Here is a 16,464-nt window from a genome sequence, read left to right as displayed (position 1 = left end):
CGGAGTCCGTCATGGGCCGTCAGCATGTCTTGGAAAGCCGTGACAGGCTTTACGAACCTGTCTCCCGCCTGATGGCGCGGGAGGATTGGGAACGTTTATACGCGGATGACATCGAGGCTATTCTTCGCCTGAAACGCGAACGAAATGCCGTTATTCTGGCTCATAACTATCAAACGCCGGAAATTTTCCACTGTGTCGCGGACATCCGCGGTGACAGTCTGGCTCTGGCTCGTGATGCCCAGAACCTCGACGCAGACATCATTGTCATGGCTGGCGTACATTTCATGGCGGAAACCGCCAAGCTGATGAATCCCGACAAGACGGTTCTAATTCCGGACGATCGGGCTGGCTGCTCTTTAGCAGAGAGCATAACGGCGGAAAACGTCCGGGAGATGAAGCGGCGCTATCCGGGAGTTCCGGTTGTCACCTACGTGAACAGTACAGCGGAAGTGAAAGCTGAAACGGATGTCTGCTGCACGTCTGGCAATGCCAGACGGGTTGTGGAGAGCCTGGGTGTTCCTCGTGTTATTATGATTCCAGACGAGTTTCTGGCTCAAAACATCGAGAACGAAACTGGCATCGAAATGCTGACCTGGGCGGGTCATTGTGAAGTGCATGAACGCTTTACACCGCAGGAAATACGGCAGTATCGGCGAATTCATCCAGGTGTGACTGTCATAGCGCATCCTGAATGCCCGCCAGACGTGGTTGCCGAGGCGGACTATTCCGGTTCCACCGCCAATATGATTGACTACGTTGCGACCCATCGCCCGGAAAAAGTGTTGTTGGTGACAGAATGCTCAATGAGCGACAATCTGGCCGCGCTGAACCCGGAAACCGAGTTTGTTCGCCCGTGTAATCTTTGCCCACACATGAAGCGCATTACGTTGGCAGGAATCCGCAGAGCACTCGAAAACCTCGAAACTCCGGTAACCATCCCGTCCGAGCTTGAAGGGCGAGCCCGCATGGCGGTCGAGAGAATGCTGGCAATCTAATTGTGAAGGACACTCTTTTAAGTCACCTCGCTGGGCAACCCGTTATCGTAGGGGCAGGACTGGCAGGTCTTTCCGCTGCCCTGCACCTTCGCCAGCCCTGTGTTGTTCTCAGCCCGGCTCCGTTAGGGCACGAGGCGGCGAGTTCTTTGGCTCAGGGGGGAATTGCAGCCGCAGTTGGAGCAGAAGATTCACCGGATCTGCACGCTCAGGACACGTTAGCTGCAGGTGCCGGCCTCAGTGTTCCCCACATAGTGAAACTGATTACGAACTCGGCACCTGACGCCATCAGGACCTTGCTCGAGTGGGGCGTCCCTTTTGCAAAAAAGGGCGAAGCGCTGGATCTGCATCTGGAGGCCGCGCATTCCAGACACCGTATTCTCCATGTCGGCGGAGATGGAAGCGGTGCTGCGATCATGCAGACGTTGATAAAGCGTGTTCGAAGTCACGATACCATCACTGTTCTGGAAGGAGCGCAACTAGAGGGCTTGGTTACGGAGGAAGAGCGCCTTGTTGGAGTCAGAACCTCACAAGGTTTTCTGCCCACCTCATGCTGCGTCATCGCATCCGGTGGTATTGGCGCTCTTTATGACTGTACCACCAGTCCTGGAACATTGACCGGGAACGGTCTGACTCATGCTGCACGTGCCGGCGCCAGACTGATTGATATGGAATTCACCCAGTTTCATCCAACAGCTCTCAAAGGCGTTGGCCAGACTGGACGCAGACCTCTGGTGAGCGAGGCGGTACGCGGGGCGGGTGCTCTTCTGGTCGATGAGACTGGAAACAGATTTACGGAAGAACTCCAGCCACGCGATATCGTCGCACGAGCAATTTCGGCTCATATTCAACACGGACACGACGTTTTTCTGGATGCGCGGGGAATAGGAAAAACGCCCTTTAGTCTGAGGTTTCCGGGCATAAAAGCGTCATGCATGGCCATGGGGATTGATCCGGACGCACAGCTCATCCCGGTCAGTCCAGCAATGCACTATCACATGGGTGGCCTAGATGTTGATGAGCAGGGGCGTACCTCTGTGCCGGGTCTGTGGGCCTGCGGAGAAGCGGCTTGTACCGGCCTTCATGGCGCTAATCGCCTGGCGAGTAATTCATTGCTCGAAGCCTTCGTAACCGGGAAATGGGTCGCAGAAAGCATCGACAGCAGCATGCTTCCAAAGGTGCCGTTCGGGACGATTGTGCCGCGCGAAGTCAGCAATGCTCCTGCTGTGCATGATTTGGCCTCACTCATGAGCCAGTATGCCGGACTGCTCAGGGACGAGCGTGGATTGCAGGCCCTTTTTGAAACAATTCTTCCTGATATCCACGTTAGTAATGAAGCGCTCATTGCCGCGTTCGTTGCATCGTCTGCCCTGAAACGTAAGGAGAGCCGTGGAAGCCACTGGCGCACGGACTTTCCAAGTCAAACGATGCCTAACCGAACTGTGCTGACCATAACTGATCTTCCTTCGCCATAAGGACACATTGCATGACCTTTCAGACCTTTCTGCCTGATCTTCTCTGGGAACCTGTAGTTCGTGCCGCGCTTGTTGAAGACCTGGGAACGGGCGGAGATCTGACGACACAGGCTCTTCTTGATCCTGAACAGCCCCTTCAGGCAGTTTTTCGTGCAAGACAAAACGGCGTTCTGGCTGGGTTGCAGGGGGCCCACCTTGCATTCAGTCTTCTTGACCGCAAGGCTGAGTTTATTTCTCACAGACAGGATGGCGACAGGATTGGGGCCGGGGATGTCCTGGCCGTCATTGACGGGTCTGCGAGTACGGTTCTGGCAGGCGAACGCACGGCGTTAAATCTACTCTCGCACCTGAGCGGTATCGCTACAGCGACGCGGGCGATCGTGGATGCCGTTCATGGCACGGAGGCTCGGATCTGCTGTACACGCAAAACGCTTCCTGGCCTTAAAGCGGTTCAGAAATATGCGGTACGTGCAGGAGGTGGTGCCAGTCATAGATATCGGCTTGATGACGCCATCCTGATTAAGGACAATCATCTGGCTTTATGTGGAGGCGTCTCAGCAGCTTTGAAGGCGGCGCGTCAGCGGGCAGGGCATCTGATGAAGATTGAGCTGGAGGTCGATACGCTGGACCAGCTCGAAGAAGCCCTCGCGGCTGGCGGAGCAGATGCTTACCTTCTCGATAATATGGGTGTGGAAACGCTTCGTAGAGCTGTCAAACTTATCGATGGCCGCGCTATTGCTGAGGCATCTGGTGGAATTACACCGGAGACGGCGCGCTCGATTGCAGAGACCGGGGTGGACGTTTTGTCGTTGGGCTGGCTTACACATACGGTCAAAGCACTGGATATCGGCCTTGATATAAGCGGCTAAGCTGGCGTTTCCGGCAAGAGCATTCCAGAATATGCTCTTGCCGATAGTATACCTGTGTCCATCAAGCCAGAACGTTGCCCATGGCAGGATCTGTGATGCTCGTTTGTCCGGTTTCTACATGCCCTGCAAATCGAGATTGATTGCCCGGTTCATCGGAGCAGGAGAGAACAAGATCATACCAGTGATGACTGGCATCGAGATCGACAGACACGGATGCCGACTGATTTCCTTCAAGGGAAAGAAAACGGTCTTCCGCACCATAAGCGTTATCCTGGATCCTGACCTTCTTTTCTGTGGACGCAGTATTCTTTAGGTTTAGGACCAGATTGCCGGTCTGAGTATCTCCCCGCGCCTGAACCTGGATATCCATAGGTTTCGCGTTCTGGAAGTAACGCGCAAACCCATTTGGCCCGAGAATGGTGAAGTCGTGCTGTCCGGCGCTCTCTATTTGCCAAACGTCAGTGATGGCTTTTCCCGGCTCCAGAGTATGGCGGCGAGGGGTTTCCTCGGTTCCATCACGGTAAACGTAAAAACATGCCCCGGATGTGCCGTCATTGCGGATTTCGAAAGTCACGCTGTCTGCACTGGCCTCCAGGAGGTCTGCAGAGAGCTGGTATGGCAGTGGCCTCGCCAAGCGTGCACCTCGTTCCTGGTTGCCGATATCCTCGAGCGTGCTCTGATGAGGAATAACGGGCGAGGGAAGCTTACAGGACGCGTCAGCAATTTTCCTGTAGGCGGCCGTGTCTGGAAGCGGCGGCTTAACCGTAGTTTTGCGCGAAAAATCGAACGCGCTGGTCAAATCGCCGCAGACTGCACGGCGCCATGGCGTAATATTGGTTTCCCTGACGCCAAAACGGGCTTCGATGAAGCGTAGCACAGAGGTGTGGTCAAACACTTCGGAGCAGACAAAGCCGCCGGTACTCCAAGGAGAGATAACGAAAGCGGGTACACGCGGCCCCAGACCATAAGGAAGATCGTCAGCCTTGTAGCGGTCTGGCCTGAAGCTCTGGAGATGATTGTGAATTTCGTCTCTGGTCGTCACCGTGCTCTGACCGGGAAGAACCGGTGTGGGAGGCTGTGGGGGCGGCATGTGGTCAAAATACCCGTCGTTCTCATCATACATCACGAGAAAGACGGTTTTGGCCCAGACATCCGGGTTTGCCGTCAGGGCATCGAGCGCGTGAGCAATAAAGGTTGCACCGTAGCCGGGCGTCCACCGGGGGTGTTCAGAATATGCCGCCGGAGGCAGGATCCATGACACTTGTGGCAGCCGATCCGCCAGAACGTCCTGTTTCAAGTGATCAAGGGTTCTCGCGGTCATGGCGCGCTCATGCAGGGCTGATCCCGGCTTGGCGTCAGCGAAATTCTTGAAACACATCAGAACGTTTGTGCCGAAATTACCATTCTCAACATCGGCGCCAGACAGACCCTGCTGGTAAACCTGCCATGACACACCGGCCTCCTGAAGGCGCTCAGGGTAGGTCGTCCAGGTGAAAGGCTTAGGCACCTTGGGATAAAAATCTCTATCTACCCAATCCACATTATCGAGGATCGGGCCACCACCTGTCGCATTGGGATCGACGGTGCCGGACATGAGGTAAAAACGGTTGGGGTGTGTTTGGGTCGGTGTGGAGCAGAAATAGTGATCGCAGACCGTGAATGCGTCAGCCAACGCGTAATGGAAGGGAATATCTTCCCGTGTGTAATAGCCCATCGTCATATCTTTCTTGTGACGAGGCCATTGGTTGTTCCAGCCTTTGTTGATCGCTGCGTGAGTAGGAGCCCAACTATGGTCCAGATCAATTACGCATTCTGCACTGGTAGTTTGTGTTGGGAGATGGAACGGGGTGATCCAGCCGTTTTCGGCTTTCTGCCGTTGCTGCCACCAGATCGGTTCGCGGTTCGGACCACGCACGACATGCCGTTCTCCATACCCACGAACGCCTGAAAGGTGACCAAGATAATGATCGAAAGATCGGTTTTCCTGCATCAGCACAACGATATGCTGGACGTCTTCGATCGTTCCCGTGTCCCGACGGGCCGGGATGGCACGGGCACGCTGAATGGATGGAAGAAGCGCACTCAGGGAAAAGCCCGCTCCCAGACCCAGAACGCCGCGACGGTTCAGTTTTGTTGCCACCGTTGATCTCTTCCATACACTCAATTGTGATAAGACGCTTATCAGCCTCCGGAGATGAAATCATCAAGGAAATTCAGGATGTTTCATGTCACTTTTGTGAACGGGCATGGCGTTGAAGAGCGGACGTCGGCACCCGCAGGTGAATGCGCGGAAACAGACCGCCTTTTAGTTCAAAGTGTGTTTGAGATTGACTTCGCCTATAGGGGCTTGAATGATTTGTGCTGGTTATTTGAGTAGGACACCATGACACAGGATGATGCACCCACTTCCTCGTCCCGGCAGGGACGGGAAGAGGAAAACCACACTCGGCGACGCGATGTGCTCGCGACAGTTACGCTCGGGATGGGCTGTGCAGGGGCCTGCGCGCTGGCATATCCGTTTCTCAACAGTTTGAATGGTACGCAGAGCAGTCGCATTGGCGAAGATGATACTGTTGAGGTTGATTGCTCGAAGCTGTCGCCGGGGCAGCAACTTGTGGTGACGTGGCGTGGATGGCCGGTATTCGTTCAGCGGCGCACACCCGAAATGCTGGCTTCGCTCCGGGTTCCTGAACTGGCGCATCGGCTGCGTGACCCAGATTCCAAAATGCACCAGCAACCTCAGGATGCGATCAACTGGCATCGCTCTGTTGTACCTGAAATTGGTGTCCTGATCGGGATCTGTACGCATCTGGGGTGTGTGCCATCTTTTGACGCACCATCATCGGGCGATCGATCCGGGAAATATGCCTGTCCCTGCCATGGGTCACAATTCGATATCGCAGGGCGGGCGTATAAGGGTGCGCCAGCGCCCTATAATCTTCCTGTTCCGCCTGTAACGATAATTTCTGATCAGCACCTTCTCATTGGGAAGAGTAAAGGCGATCCAGATTTTGATATCGCGACGATCCAGCAGATCTGATTGTCCTCATGACCGATAAATCTCAAGATCTCTCCCGGTGGGTAGAGAAACGTCTCCCGATTGTTTCTTCTTTTCGGCGTGAATACGTTGACTTCGCGATGCCGAAAAACCTCAATTATCTATGGAATTTCGGTGCCTTTGCCACGGTTTCGCTCGGGATGCTTTTGCTGAGCGGGATCTTTCTTGCTCTTAATTACACTCCGACAGTGTCAGATGCATTTTCCAGCATAGAGACCATGGATCGGCAGGTCGCATCGGGCTGGCTGGTTCGATCCATTCATATGGGCGGCGTTTCCATGCTGTTTGCCGCTCTCTACGTCCATGTCGCGAGAGGGCTTTATTACGGATCCTATAAAGCGCCTCGCGAACTGATCTGGTTCACCGGGCTCGGACTGCTTTTAATGGTCATGATAACGGCTTTTGCGGGGTATATTCTCCCGTGGGGGCAGATGTCCTATTGGGGCGCCACAGTGGTCGTGAATGCGCTCAATACTGTGCCATTGATAGGCAAACCCCTGACGTCCTGGCTGATGGGAGGGGAGGGACTTGGCAATGTTGCTTTACACAGGATCTACGTTCTTCATTTCCTGACAGCATTTTCCATTATTGGCGTCGTTGCACTCCATATCGCAACATTGCATGTGGCGGGATCTAATAATCCTACAGGAAGAGAGCTCAAGTCCTCTGACGACACTGTGCCATTTCACCCTTATTACACGTCAAAAGATGGCTTTGGGCTTTGTCTTTTTCTTATCGTTTATGCAGTTGTTGTTTTCTTCGCTCCTGATTTCCTGACGCTTGCAGACAATTACGTGCAGGCCAACCCTATCGTGACGCCTCAGGACATTACACCTGAGTGGTATTTTTCGCCTTTTTACGCGATCCTTAGAGCGGTTCCCTCCAAGCTGGGAGGCCTCATCCTTGCTACAGGAAGCATAGGCGTATTATTTGCGGTTCCATGGCTGGATAAGTCCCCTGTCAGATCTGCACGGTATCGACCTCTCCTTCGACCTGCGCTTTTATTGCTTTTCTTCTCGTTTGTTGCTCTAGGTTTTGCGGGAATGCATCCACCAGCAGGGGGATGGCTATGGCTCAGCCGTGTGGCTGTTTGCTACTGGTATTTATATTTTTTGGTACTTCTGCCGTTTCAGTCGCGACGTGAAACATCACCATCCCCGACCGTCCAGCACGAGGGCTCGGAATGAAATATCTTTTCGTGGCTTTGCTTGCTCTTTCGCCTTTACAGGCCATGGCTTCTACGCCTGAACAACGTGGGTTTCAGGTATTCAGGCAGGTCTGTAGTAGCTGCCATAGCCTGAATTATGTCGCTTACTCGGATCTGTCAGAACTCGGCCTGTCTGTCTCGGCTATCAAGGACTATGCGGCACAGCATCAGGTTGCTGATGGTCTGGATGACGATGGAGACCTCAAAACGCGTCCAGCCCACCCATCCGATAAAATTGGGTCACCCTATCCGAGTGAAAATCTGGCCCGTATGGCCAATCATGGCGGCCTGCCACCGGATTTTTCACGGCTTGCCCTTACGCAGAAGGGCGGAACGGCCCGTATTATCCAGATTTTGGAATCTTACGCCTCGGCACCGGAAGGAACGGTGCTCCCCCAAGGATCTTATTACAATCTGGCCATGAAGCATCGCCATATTGCAATGCCTCAACCTCTGCATGCTGGTCAGGTCAAGTACTCAGACGGGACGTCGGCAACCATTTCCCAGATGGCACAGGATGTAGGCACATTCCTGGAATGGACAGCTCGTCCACACCTTCAAACCCGGCATAGAATAGGCATTTATACGTTAATTTACCTTATTGTGATGAGTGTATTGGTATTCGTTCTCAAAAATAGAATATGGAAAAAGGTGAAGGAATAGGCTGTGACTTCCAATATAGTTTTTAAAGGGAAGTCACAGGAAAATAAATCTCGCTTTCAGAAAATGAATTCTTCTTACGGCAGCGGATGAAGAGCGTTCAGCGCTGCTCGTTCCGACACAATTTCTTTCGCTTTTTTGGGAGTAGCGCGAGCAGCCTTGATTTCATCATCAGAAAAGACCGGGGCCTTACCAGACGTATTCAGCGACGAGACATACGTAAGAACAGCAGCAATCTGGCTATCTGTAAGCGCTTTGAAAGAAGGCATAAAGCCCATGTATGTCTCGTCGGAAACGTCAATCGCACCATGCAGCCCATTTAGAAGAACATCTGTAAGATAAGCCTTTCCCTCAGGAGAAGAGGCGATTTTACCAACTCTTCCGCTTAAGGGGGGAAACTGCCCCGGCGATCCAATTCCAGCGGCCTGATGGCACACGCTGCACTTGCTGCTGTAGAGTGCCTGGCCATCTTCTGCATGAGCTATGGGCGCGGTTCCGAATAGAAATCCCATAACAAGAACTGTGCGTTTGATCATGGATGGCTCCCGACAGATCATCTGAGTGAAACAAAAACAAATTGATGTAACAGTATCAAAGCCTCGTACCAAGTCATTGGCCCAGCTCCAGGGAAACGCCCGGTCGATTTTACCTTCACCGTGCAAGTTAGCCGCATCATCAGGCCTCGATCACAGTGTGCTCAGGGGGCATTTTTCAGATGGCAAGCCTAGCTTGGCGTCGGAGAGGAAATCCTGATCCGTCAGCAGCCTGAGGAATGCGGTGAGATCTGTCAGTTCGGCTTGTGACAGTATTTGGCCTTTTGGGTGGGCCAGAATGGCGTCCTTGAGCGTAGAAGCAGAACCGTCATGCAAATAAGGTGCGGTTACCTCGACATTTCGTAGAGAAGGGGTCCGGATAGGTTCGGAATAAGATATCGACAGTGCATGGAATTTTTGGTCAGTGAATAGAGGTGGTTGGTGGCATGAGCTACACTGTCCCTTACCAAGAAATATCTCTTTTCCGTTTATTCGTGAGCGTGTCGCGTCAGATAATCCCAAGTCCCACGGCGACTTATAGGAAGTTAGCTCTCGCTCGAATGCTGACACCGCCTCGGCAACAGAGCGGGCATCAATCGGAGTGTGTTTTTCAGGAAAAGCTTTCGAAAACAAAAGGCGATAGCAAAGGTTTCGGGAAAGCCGACGAGAGAGTTCTGACATGTTGGTCATACCCATTTCCACAGGGTGATGGCCACTCAGCGGAATAAAAAACTGATCTTCCAGTGTTATGACATGTTGGTTGATCCAAGTGAGCGTATGAAATTGCCCGACATTCGCGAGTGGTGGAACATTCCGGATTCCGTCCTCATCTGTTACGCCGGGATGGGTCGGATTTCCATCTGAGAAGGCATGACGCGGCTCATGGCAGGTTGCACAGGACATGCTGCCGTCAAGAGAGAGGTCTGCGTCGTAGAAGAGTCTATGCCCCAACTCGATTTTTGCATCGAGTGGGGAAATATCCGTGGCAACCCCTGGTAATACTATCCCGGTTATAAGAAGCCCTAGAGATAGCAGTAGCCAATGGAGCATCAGGGAAGCGCAGAGACCATGACGGGCATGTCTTGCAGGCCGCTTCCCGCAAGTTGAACTGTATATCGTCCCGCCGAAAGCTGAAATTCCACCATTTTACGGATACCAGAACAGTCGGGACCATGCTGATGATGTGTTGAGGTAGCTAGGCCACTCTGTCCAAGAACATCGATCCACGTTTTATTTGGCAGCATAATGCGATAGGTCCCATCTTTGGGAGCCTCGAAAGCAATCATCCCTCCGTAACTGACACTTCCGCCCGGTTCACCGGGTCTCTGCAGAAAATGAACGTCAGGAGTGTGTGCCAGATGAACGGTGGCCGCGTGATTGAGCGTCAGGTGACTGTTAGAAAGACCAGCTTGATCTGTGGCGGCCGTCAAGGGAGTGGGATGGCTCCAGCCCTCATACCCAGCAGGCAGAGAGGTTGTTCCAGGTTTGCAAGCTGCGGGGTCAGCCAACGCTGTACCGGCACTAAAAAGCATGGCTAAGGAGAGGATACCGGGCAGGGCACGCTTCATGGTTATGTTTTCCAGCAAAGCTTTCAGGTGCGTCTATTGAAGCACCTGAATATGGAAGTTTGCCAGAGATATGACGGCATCGAAACGTGTCAGATAGCCAGCCCATAAAAGCGCGGGCATGGTTGGGAACGCCATACCCGCAATACCAGAGAAGGTCAGAGAGCAGGGGCGTTGAACGTGTCGCAGCGTTTGATATCGCCGCTTTCCAGCCCGCGCTTGAACCACGCTACTCTCTGCGCAGATGTTCCATGCGTGAAGCTATCCGGGACAACGTATCCCTGGGCTTGCCGTTCCAGGCGATCGTCACCAACCGCTGAGGCTGCGTTCATACCTTCTTCGATATCTCCCGTCTCAAGGAAATGGCGGGTATCATTCGCGCGCTTGGCCCAGACACCAGCGAAACAGTCTGCCTGTAGCTCAACGCGCACGGAAAGGCCGTTAGCCCCTTTCTGGGCGGCGCTCCCTTGCTGATTGACCTGCTGCATAATGCCCAGTTCATTTTGAACGTGATGCCCGACCTCGTGAGCAACCACATAGGCCCTCGCGAAGTCTCCGCTTGCTCCCAGACGATTCTGCAATTCCTGAAAGAACTGCAGGTCGAGATAAACCTTGTGATCGGCAGGGCAATAGAACGGGCCTACAGACGTTTGAGCATAGCCACAGCCAGACTGGGTGCCGCCTGAAAAAAGCACCAGACCGGGATCATGATACGTTCGCCCCATCTGTTGAAAGGTGCTGCTCCAGACATCTTCGGTAGATCCGAGAATACGGGCGATGAATTTTCTTCCCGGGTCGTCTTTTGCTGCCTGCGGCTGGCTGGTCGCCGGTGTATTTGCTGCCGGTCCATTCTCGAGAAGGTTCAGAACCACTCGGGGATCAACGCCGAAGTACAGTGCGCCAATGACAAGGATGACACCGCCAATCCCTCCGATCCTCAAAGGGCCGCGTCCTCCGCCTCCGGAACCGCGTCGATCATCAATGTTGGTGCTTTCCCGTTGGTCGTCGAGACGCATGTGTGTTTTGCCCTGTTGCCGTTTCCCGGATGGGAAGATTGTTAAATTATCCTTTATCAGATTTCGCGATTGTAAAGCACCGTTTGGACACCAGGCTTCGAAGAAGTGTGAAGACAGCCTCTACAACCTCGTGTCACAGTCACGACATCTGCAACAGGAGTCATTATCATGCTGTCGAGATCCGGTTTTCTGTTGGCCTTGTCATGTTTGACAGCCACGCCAGCATTGGCTGGCACAAGTTTGGATCAAGCTCTCAAACTTTCAGAGCGAACGCCGGCTTTCGTCGCCCGTGATAGTGTTCGACACCCGTTGGAAGAACTGCAGTTTTTCGGGATAACTCCGACGTCCAATGTCGTAGAGATCTGGCCTGCTGGAGGGTACTGGACCCAAATTCTTGCGCCGTATCTTCGTGACCAAGGCACTTATACAGTTGCTCTCGGGCCTGCAGATATCAAAAAGCAGAGTATTGCCAAGCTTCAGGCTACGCATCCGGATATCTACGGAGCCGTCAAAACCACTCGTTTTGATGCAGAGAATTTGAATTTCGCACCGGCAGACAGTGCGGATCTCGTCATGACATTCCGGAACATGCACAACTGGATGGAAGCTGGAAATGCCCCGCAGATGCTGGAGGCAATCCACAAAGTGCTGAAACCTGGCGGTATTCTGGGTATTGAAGACCATCGCGGGAACACCAGCGCTCCGCAGGACCCGCAGGCAAAAGACGGGTATGTGAGACAGGCCTACGCTATCCAGATGATTGAAAAAGCGGGTTTCAAGCTTGTTGGGAGCTCCGAAATGAACGCCAATCCCCGGGATACGGCACAGTGGCCCAAAGGGATCTGGACGCTTCCCCCGACATACGCTTTGGGCCAGGTTGATCGCGCCAAATATGCTGCCATCGGGGAAGGGGACAATTTTGTTCTAAAATTCCAGAAGGTTGGAAATTAACTCCTAAATCAGTTTTCTTTCTGTGAGGTGTGATTTTTCAGTCATTTAGGTCGTTGATAGCCATTGCAAGAGCCGTGGAGATCGTCTAGACCCACCTCACAGTCTGCGGGCATGGTGGAATTGGTAGACACGCCAGATTTAGGTTCTGGTGGCGCAAGCTGTGGGGGTTCAAGTCCCTCTGCCCGTACCAGTCATTTTCAATATCCTCGTTGTTCCGGCAGACAAGATTGTCTGGCTTTAGGTCTGTGAGGGGCGTTGAAATATCTTTCGCTTGGTTTTGTCGGGTTTCTGGTTGTCGCATGTCCGGCACATGCGACTTCTTGCCCAGCCTTATTTGCCAAAGGCGTTCCCCCCGCACTTCTGTCAGAGACCGCGCGTTCCGGCACCATTCAGCTTTGTAATGACCATTATGCCGTTCTGGTTTCAGAAGCGACAAAGGGCCCGCTCTGGTCTGCGGAGGACCTGACCGAAGAAAATCTTGAAATTGCTGATGACACGAACCGACAAGGAAAATTCTTTCCCGATATGAGGCTACCGGCCTCCATGCGCGCGTCGCTGACGGACTACAGAGCCTCAGGCTACGACCGGGGACATATGACACCAAGCGGCAATGAGCCGGGTCTTGCGTCTCAGCAGCAGTCTTTTCTGCTGTCCAATATTGTTCCCCAAACGGGTGAGTTGAACCGTGGCCCGTGGGAAGGTGTTGAAAGCGCTGTCAGAGGGTGGGCACGTCAGGAAGGCGAGATATTCGTTGTTACTGGACCCGGATACGATCCCGATCACACCACAAAGATTGGAAGAGGGCGTATCCCGGTTCCCGCTGTGACATGGAAAGCCATATACGATCCAGCCTCTAACGGGACGGGCGCCTATGTGTGTCTGAACACTCGCAAACCAACCTGCAAGATCATAGCTGTTGCGCTTCTGATGCAGCTCGTGAATGTGGATCCGTTTCCCGCGCTTCCCCAGTCCATGAAGGAACAGGTTGTGGGTATGCCGCCCATCAGGGAGAGCCCTTATGCACTCTCCAAGCGTCCGCGTAGCAATAGACTGCTAAAGGAATGGGGCTCAAAGGCCGCACAAAAGGCAATCAAAGCCCTCGTCAAGGCTCTCGTTCAGTAGAGCCTTGACGGACCTTTGCCAATCTCCCTACTCAGGGGGTGAAGACAATCGTCTTGTTTCCATTCAGGATTGCCCGTCGTTCAATGTGATACCGTACGGCACGGGCAAGTACGCGGCGCTCAATGTCACGCCCCTTGCGGATCAGATCTTCAGGATCATCAGCATGAGAAATGCGTTCTACGTCCTGCTCAATGATCGGCCCTTCATCCAGATCACTGGTGACGTAATGGGCCGTCGCACCGATAAGCTTTACGCCCCGGCTGAACGCCTGATGATAGGGGCGGGCACCTTTGAAGCCTGGCAGAAACGAGTGATGAATATTGATGCAACGCCCGGAAAGGCGAGTAGCCATCTCATTTGACAGGACCTGCATGTAACGGGCGAGAACGGCCAGTTCAGCCCCACTTTCCTGAAAAATGGTCCAGATGCGTGCCTCCTGCTCAACCTTGGTGTCTTTGGTGATGGGAAGATGGTGAAACGGCACGCCGTGGAAATCCAGATCAGCATAGGTTTCCCTTGCATGATTGGAGATAATCCCGACTGGATCGATCTGCAGCTCACCGATACGCCAGCGATAGAGAAGATCGACCAGACAGTGATCGAAGCGGGAAACAAACAGCAGGACTTTCTGACGCTTTGACGTGTCACTGATGTGCCAGTCCATTGCGAAGTCCTCGGCCAGCCGGGAAAATTCGGTTTTCAATTGCGTTTCGGACAAACCCTCTTTTGGGAGCTCAAAGACAATCCGCATGAAAAACTGAGTGCTGTCAGTATCGTCGAACTGCTGTGCTTCCGTGATATTCGCACCAAGCTCATAAAGACGCTGACTGATGGCAGCTACAATGCCAGGGCGGTTAGGGCAGCTTAAGGTGACTACGAAAGTTGTAAGCGTAGATGACTGACGAATCATGAAAGGCGGGGTCCAGCGTTGAATTGCCACTTGGCATGGTGACGGATCGGTCCCTACCTATACGCCCAGATGGTAGACAGGCAAAACACCGGGCAGAGGACTTTATGACAATACGGGATTATCTGTTTGCAGGATCTTGCCTGCTAATCGTTGTTCTGTTCGGGAACGCAGACGCATCAGCACGGAAAGAAAGTATTCCGTCATCGGCAGAGCAAAAACTCATTTCGCGTCAGATCGCGTCTATTCGTGACCCACGGGAGAGGAACGCTGTGGCGACGCAAGGGACAGCCTGGCTTATGACAACCTATCTCTGCCAGCCTGCTGCGCGGCACGAACTCGTTAAGCGAGGAAGTTCAAACAATCGTTTTTTTCTTCAGGATGACAGGCCAGAAAGCCAGGTGGTCGTAAACGCGTCTCTGATACGAGGGCGGGGACAGTATCAAAGGAAAGCAGCCCCTATTGAGTGGGTCTCATTTACATGGGAGTGTCATCTTGATCCAAGCACAGGAAAAGTACTTGGATTTGACGTGAGGACGAATACGCACGAGAAGTGAAACCATGACTTACGCCCCAGAAAATCCTCAGAAGGGCTTCTAATTGAGTTCACCGTTTTCGACGGCTGAACAAAACGTCTTCCAGTCTTTATGGGTTTGATCTGCATACGTCTCAGAGAAGTCTGATATGGCTGAAGCGAAAGAAGCGCCTTTACCCAGATAGCCAGAAATCATGCTCGCATTGCCAGAACGTGCATGTGCCCGCGCCAAAGTCCGTCCGCACAATTTTGCATAATCAGCCAAACCATCCTGAGCCACATCTGAACCGACAGCGGCCAATCGGCTATCCTTGACGCGCCGGACATAAAACTGGCGCCCGCTTCCCGAGAGATCAGGTGTATCGCTAGAGATTGAGGCATTACTGTGCGTCCACCCCAAAAATGTGTCAGACACAGCCTGCATGATCCGCTGCCCCGTTACGACGCGCTCTCCTTGATTGGCAAATGGTGAAGTCAGCGTATCAGTCTGCAGAACGGACATCTGGGCTTCCTTGATCTGCAGAAGCATGGTCTCTCCATCCGCAGTTGAGAACAGTCCAATTGCACAGAACGTTCCGACACTCCCAATCCCGACAACCTTAAAAATAACGTCTTTAAGAGTGTACCGGCGCAACAGAATGGCCCGCTCTAACGGCTGTGTTTCAACATATCGACTAAAAGCAAGCCGGATGGTCTCTTCCTGTTCGGGTAACCGCATGACCAGCGGAGGCTTTTCCTTGAACTCCGGATTTTTTCCATCACTTGCAATCAGGCCGAAGTGCCCTTTTGCTGCTTCTATCCGCTCAGAAAGAAGCTTTTCTGCGCGAGTACGGACTTTTGGGTCCTCAAAACCGACAATTGCAGCTGTGAGGTCAATGCGCTCTGACCAGATCTGAAGAGGGGTCATCGCGGCCAGCCGCGTCATTTGCTCGCAATAAGAAAGAGACATGCTTGTCGCAAGGTCTTTGGTAGCCTTGCTGGATAGCCCGCCTTCCTGACCGGCAAGGACCAGCGAAGTCCCCAAGCGCTTAACGTCCCATTCAAAGGGTGCCTTCAGGGTCTCATCAAAGTCATTGATATCAAAAACCGGAACGCCTTCCGGAGACGAATAGCTTCCGAAGTTGGCAAGATGGCAATCTCCACAAGACTGGACATCGATGCCTGATGCCGGGGTGGAAGCAAGATCTTTGGCCATGACAACCGCAGACCCACGAAGGAACGTGAAAGGCGAGACTTTCATTCGCTGATAGCGCACCGGGAGAAGAGACGAAATGCGGCCTTTTCCCTGTTCGAATAAAAGATTTACTGGGTTTTGACGTACGTCTGAGGCGCTCCATTCAGCATGGGCTCCACGGGGCGTCTGCTTTCTAAGCTTGGCTCCCTGACAATGACTTTCTTTTCTGGTCAAAAGAATAGATTTGTGGGTAGCAATTTCTCTGGAATCGTTCTTCATGACCAGTAGTCTCCTCTATAAATTCACCCTTAATGACTATATTAGGTAATTATATTTGCTATTTTCTATTATTTCGAATAAACTATTGAATCCCCCGGTTTCCCAAGAAAGTCAGTAAAGG

Annotated in this window: 15 protein-coding genes and 1 tRNA gene; 9 read left to right on the top strand and 7 right to left on the bottom strand. The window is 52.9% G+C overall.

Annotation, left to right across the window (positions count from 1 at the left end; genetic code table 11):
• Window positions 1–11 precede the first annotated feature (11 nt).
• From nadA to nadC, 3 genes are read left to right on the top strand one after another with little or no spacing between them, the layout of a single operon-like run.
• Entirely contained in the window at window positions 12–995 is a 984-nt protein-coding gene (nadA, locus tag ABF979_RS10420) for a quinolinate synthase NadA (protein WP_211500806.1), read from the top strand.
• Window positions 996–997: 2 nt separating this feature from the next.
• Window positions 998–2,467 (top strand): L-aspartate oxidase, encoded by a 1,470-nt coding sequence (locus tag ABF979_RS10415; protein WP_415559621.1) that lies wholly within the window; start codon window positions 998–1,000, stop codon window positions 2,465–2,467.
• An 11-nt stretch (window positions 2,468–2,478) separates the two neighbouring features.
• On the top strand, window positions 2,479–3,336 hold the full coding sequence (gene nadC, locus ABF979_RS10410) for a carboxylating nicotinate-nucleotide diphosphorylase (protein ID WP_415559619.1): 858 nt from the start codon (window positions 2,479–2,481) through the stop codon (window positions 3,334–3,336).
• Window positions 3,337–3,397: 61 nt separating this feature from the next.
• Here the strand turns inward: nadC and ABF979_RS10405 are convergent, their stop codons facing one another.
• Window positions 3,398–5,476: a phosphocholine-specific phospholipase C gene (locus tag ABF979_RS10405; protein ID WP_415559617.1), complete on the bottom strand. Its 2,079-nt coding sequence runs from the start codon at window positions 5,474–5,476 to the stop codon at window positions 3,398–3,400.
• 243 nt (window positions 5,477–5,719) lie between these two features.
• On the opposite strand from ABF979_RS10405, the gene petA reads away from it, so the two are divergent.
• Genes petA through ABF979_RS10390 form a run of 3 tightly spaced genes read left to right on the top strand, consistent with a single transcriptional unit; the run spans window position 5,720 to window position 8,264 of the window.
• Window positions 5,720–6,376 carry a ubiquinol-cytochrome c reductase iron-sulfur subunit gene (gene petA / locus ABF979_RS10400; protein ID WP_415559615.1) on the top strand — a complete coding sequence of 219 codons (657 nt, stop codon included), beginning with the start codon at window positions 5,720–5,722 and terminating at the stop codon, window positions 6,374–6,376.
• 8 nt (window positions 6,377–6,384) lie between these two features.
• Window positions 6,385–7,581: a cytochrome b gene (locus tag ABF979_RS10395; protein ID WP_415559613.1), complete on the top strand. Its 1,197-nt coding sequence runs from the start codon at window positions 6,385–6,387 to the stop codon at window positions 7,579–7,581.
• Entirely contained in the window at window positions 7,578–8,264 is a 687-nt protein-coding gene (locus ABF979_RS10390) for a cytochrome c1 (RefSeq protein WP_415559612.1), read from the top strand. The genes ABF979_RS10395 and ABF979_RS10390 overlap by 4 nt, the downstream gene beginning before the upstream one ends.
• A 74-nt stretch (window positions 8,265–8,338) precedes the next feature.
• On the opposite strand, the gene ABF979_RS10385 is transcribed toward ABF979_RS10390, so the two are convergent.
• From ABF979_RS10385 to ABF979_RS10370, 4 genes are all read right to left on the bottom strand, one after another.
• The gene (locus ABF979_RS10385) at window positions 8,339–8,797 is read right to left on the bottom strand and encodes a c-type cytochrome (protein ID WP_202208011.1); all 459 of its coding nucleotides are present in this window, start codon (window positions 8,795–8,797) and stop codon (window positions 8,339–8,341) included.
• A gap of 150 nt (window positions 8,798–8,947) precedes the next feature.
• Window positions 8,948–9,844 (bottom strand): cytochrome-c peroxidase, encoded by an 897-nt coding sequence (locus ABF979_RS10380; RefSeq protein WP_415559610.1) that lies wholly within the window; start codon window positions 9,842–9,844, stop codon window positions 8,948–8,950.
• Complete coding sequence (locus tag ABF979_RS10375; protein ID WP_415559608.1) at window positions 9,844–10,362, bottom strand: hypothetical protein; 519 nt, start codon at window positions 10,360–10,362, stop codon at window positions 9,844–9,846. The genes ABF979_RS10380 and ABF979_RS10375 overlap by 1 nt, the downstream gene beginning before the upstream one ends.
• A 155-nt stretch (window positions 10,363–10,517) precedes the next feature.
• Window positions 10,518–11,375 carry a neutral zinc metallopeptidase gene (locus ABF979_RS10370; RefSeq protein ID WP_415559607.1) on the bottom strand — a complete coding sequence of 286 codons (858 nt, stop codon included), beginning with the start codon at window positions 11,373–11,375 and terminating at the stop codon, window positions 10,518–10,520.
• 168 nt (window positions 11,376–11,543) lie between these two features.
• Here ABF979_RS10370 and ABF979_RS10365 point away from each other — a divergent pair, with 168 nt between their 5' ends.
• The 3 genes from ABF979_RS10365 (at window position 11,544) to ABF979_RS10355 (ending at window position 13,448) form a co-directional block, all read left to right on the top strand.
• Window positions 11,544–12,326: a class I SAM-dependent methyltransferase gene (locus tag ABF979_RS10365; protein ID WP_415559605.1), complete on the top strand. Its 783-nt coding sequence runs from the start codon at window positions 11,544–11,546 to the stop codon at window positions 12,324–12,326.
• Window positions 12,327–12,431: 105 nt separating this feature from the next.
• A tRNA-Leu gene (locus ABF979_RS10360) sits at window positions 12,432–12,516 on the top strand.
• A gap of 65 nt (window positions 12,517–12,581) precedes the next feature.
• Window positions 12,582–13,448, top strand: coding sequence for a DNA/RNA non-specific endonuclease (locus tag ABF979_RS10355; protein ID WP_415559604.1), 867 nt, complete (start codon window positions 12,582–12,584; stop codon window positions 13,446–13,448).
• 31 nt (window positions 13,449–13,479) lie between these two features.
• Here the strand turns inward: ABF979_RS10355 and purU are convergent, their stop codons facing one another.
• A complete protein-coding gene (gene purU / locus ABF979_RS10350; protein WP_415559602.1) occupies window positions 13,480–14,358 on the bottom strand; it encodes a formyltetrahydrofolate deformylase in 879 nt (292 codons plus the stop codon).
• Window positions 14,359–14,951: 593 nt separating this feature from the next.
• Window positions 14,952–16,343, bottom strand: coding sequence for a DUF2252 domain-containing protein (locus ABF979_RS10345; RefSeq protein ID WP_415559600.1), 1,392 nt, complete (start codon window positions 16,341–16,343; stop codon window positions 14,952–14,954).
• Window positions 16,344–16,464: the final 121 nt, after the last annotated feature.

Source organism: Gluconobacter sp. (assembly GCF_047723935.1).
Classification (GTDB): domain Bacteria; phylum Pseudomonadota; class Alphaproteobacteria; order Acetobacterales; family Acetobacteraceae; genus Gluconobacter.
Note: the sequence above shows the minus strand (reverse complement) of the source record. Positions and strands in the feature narration are given on the sequence as shown.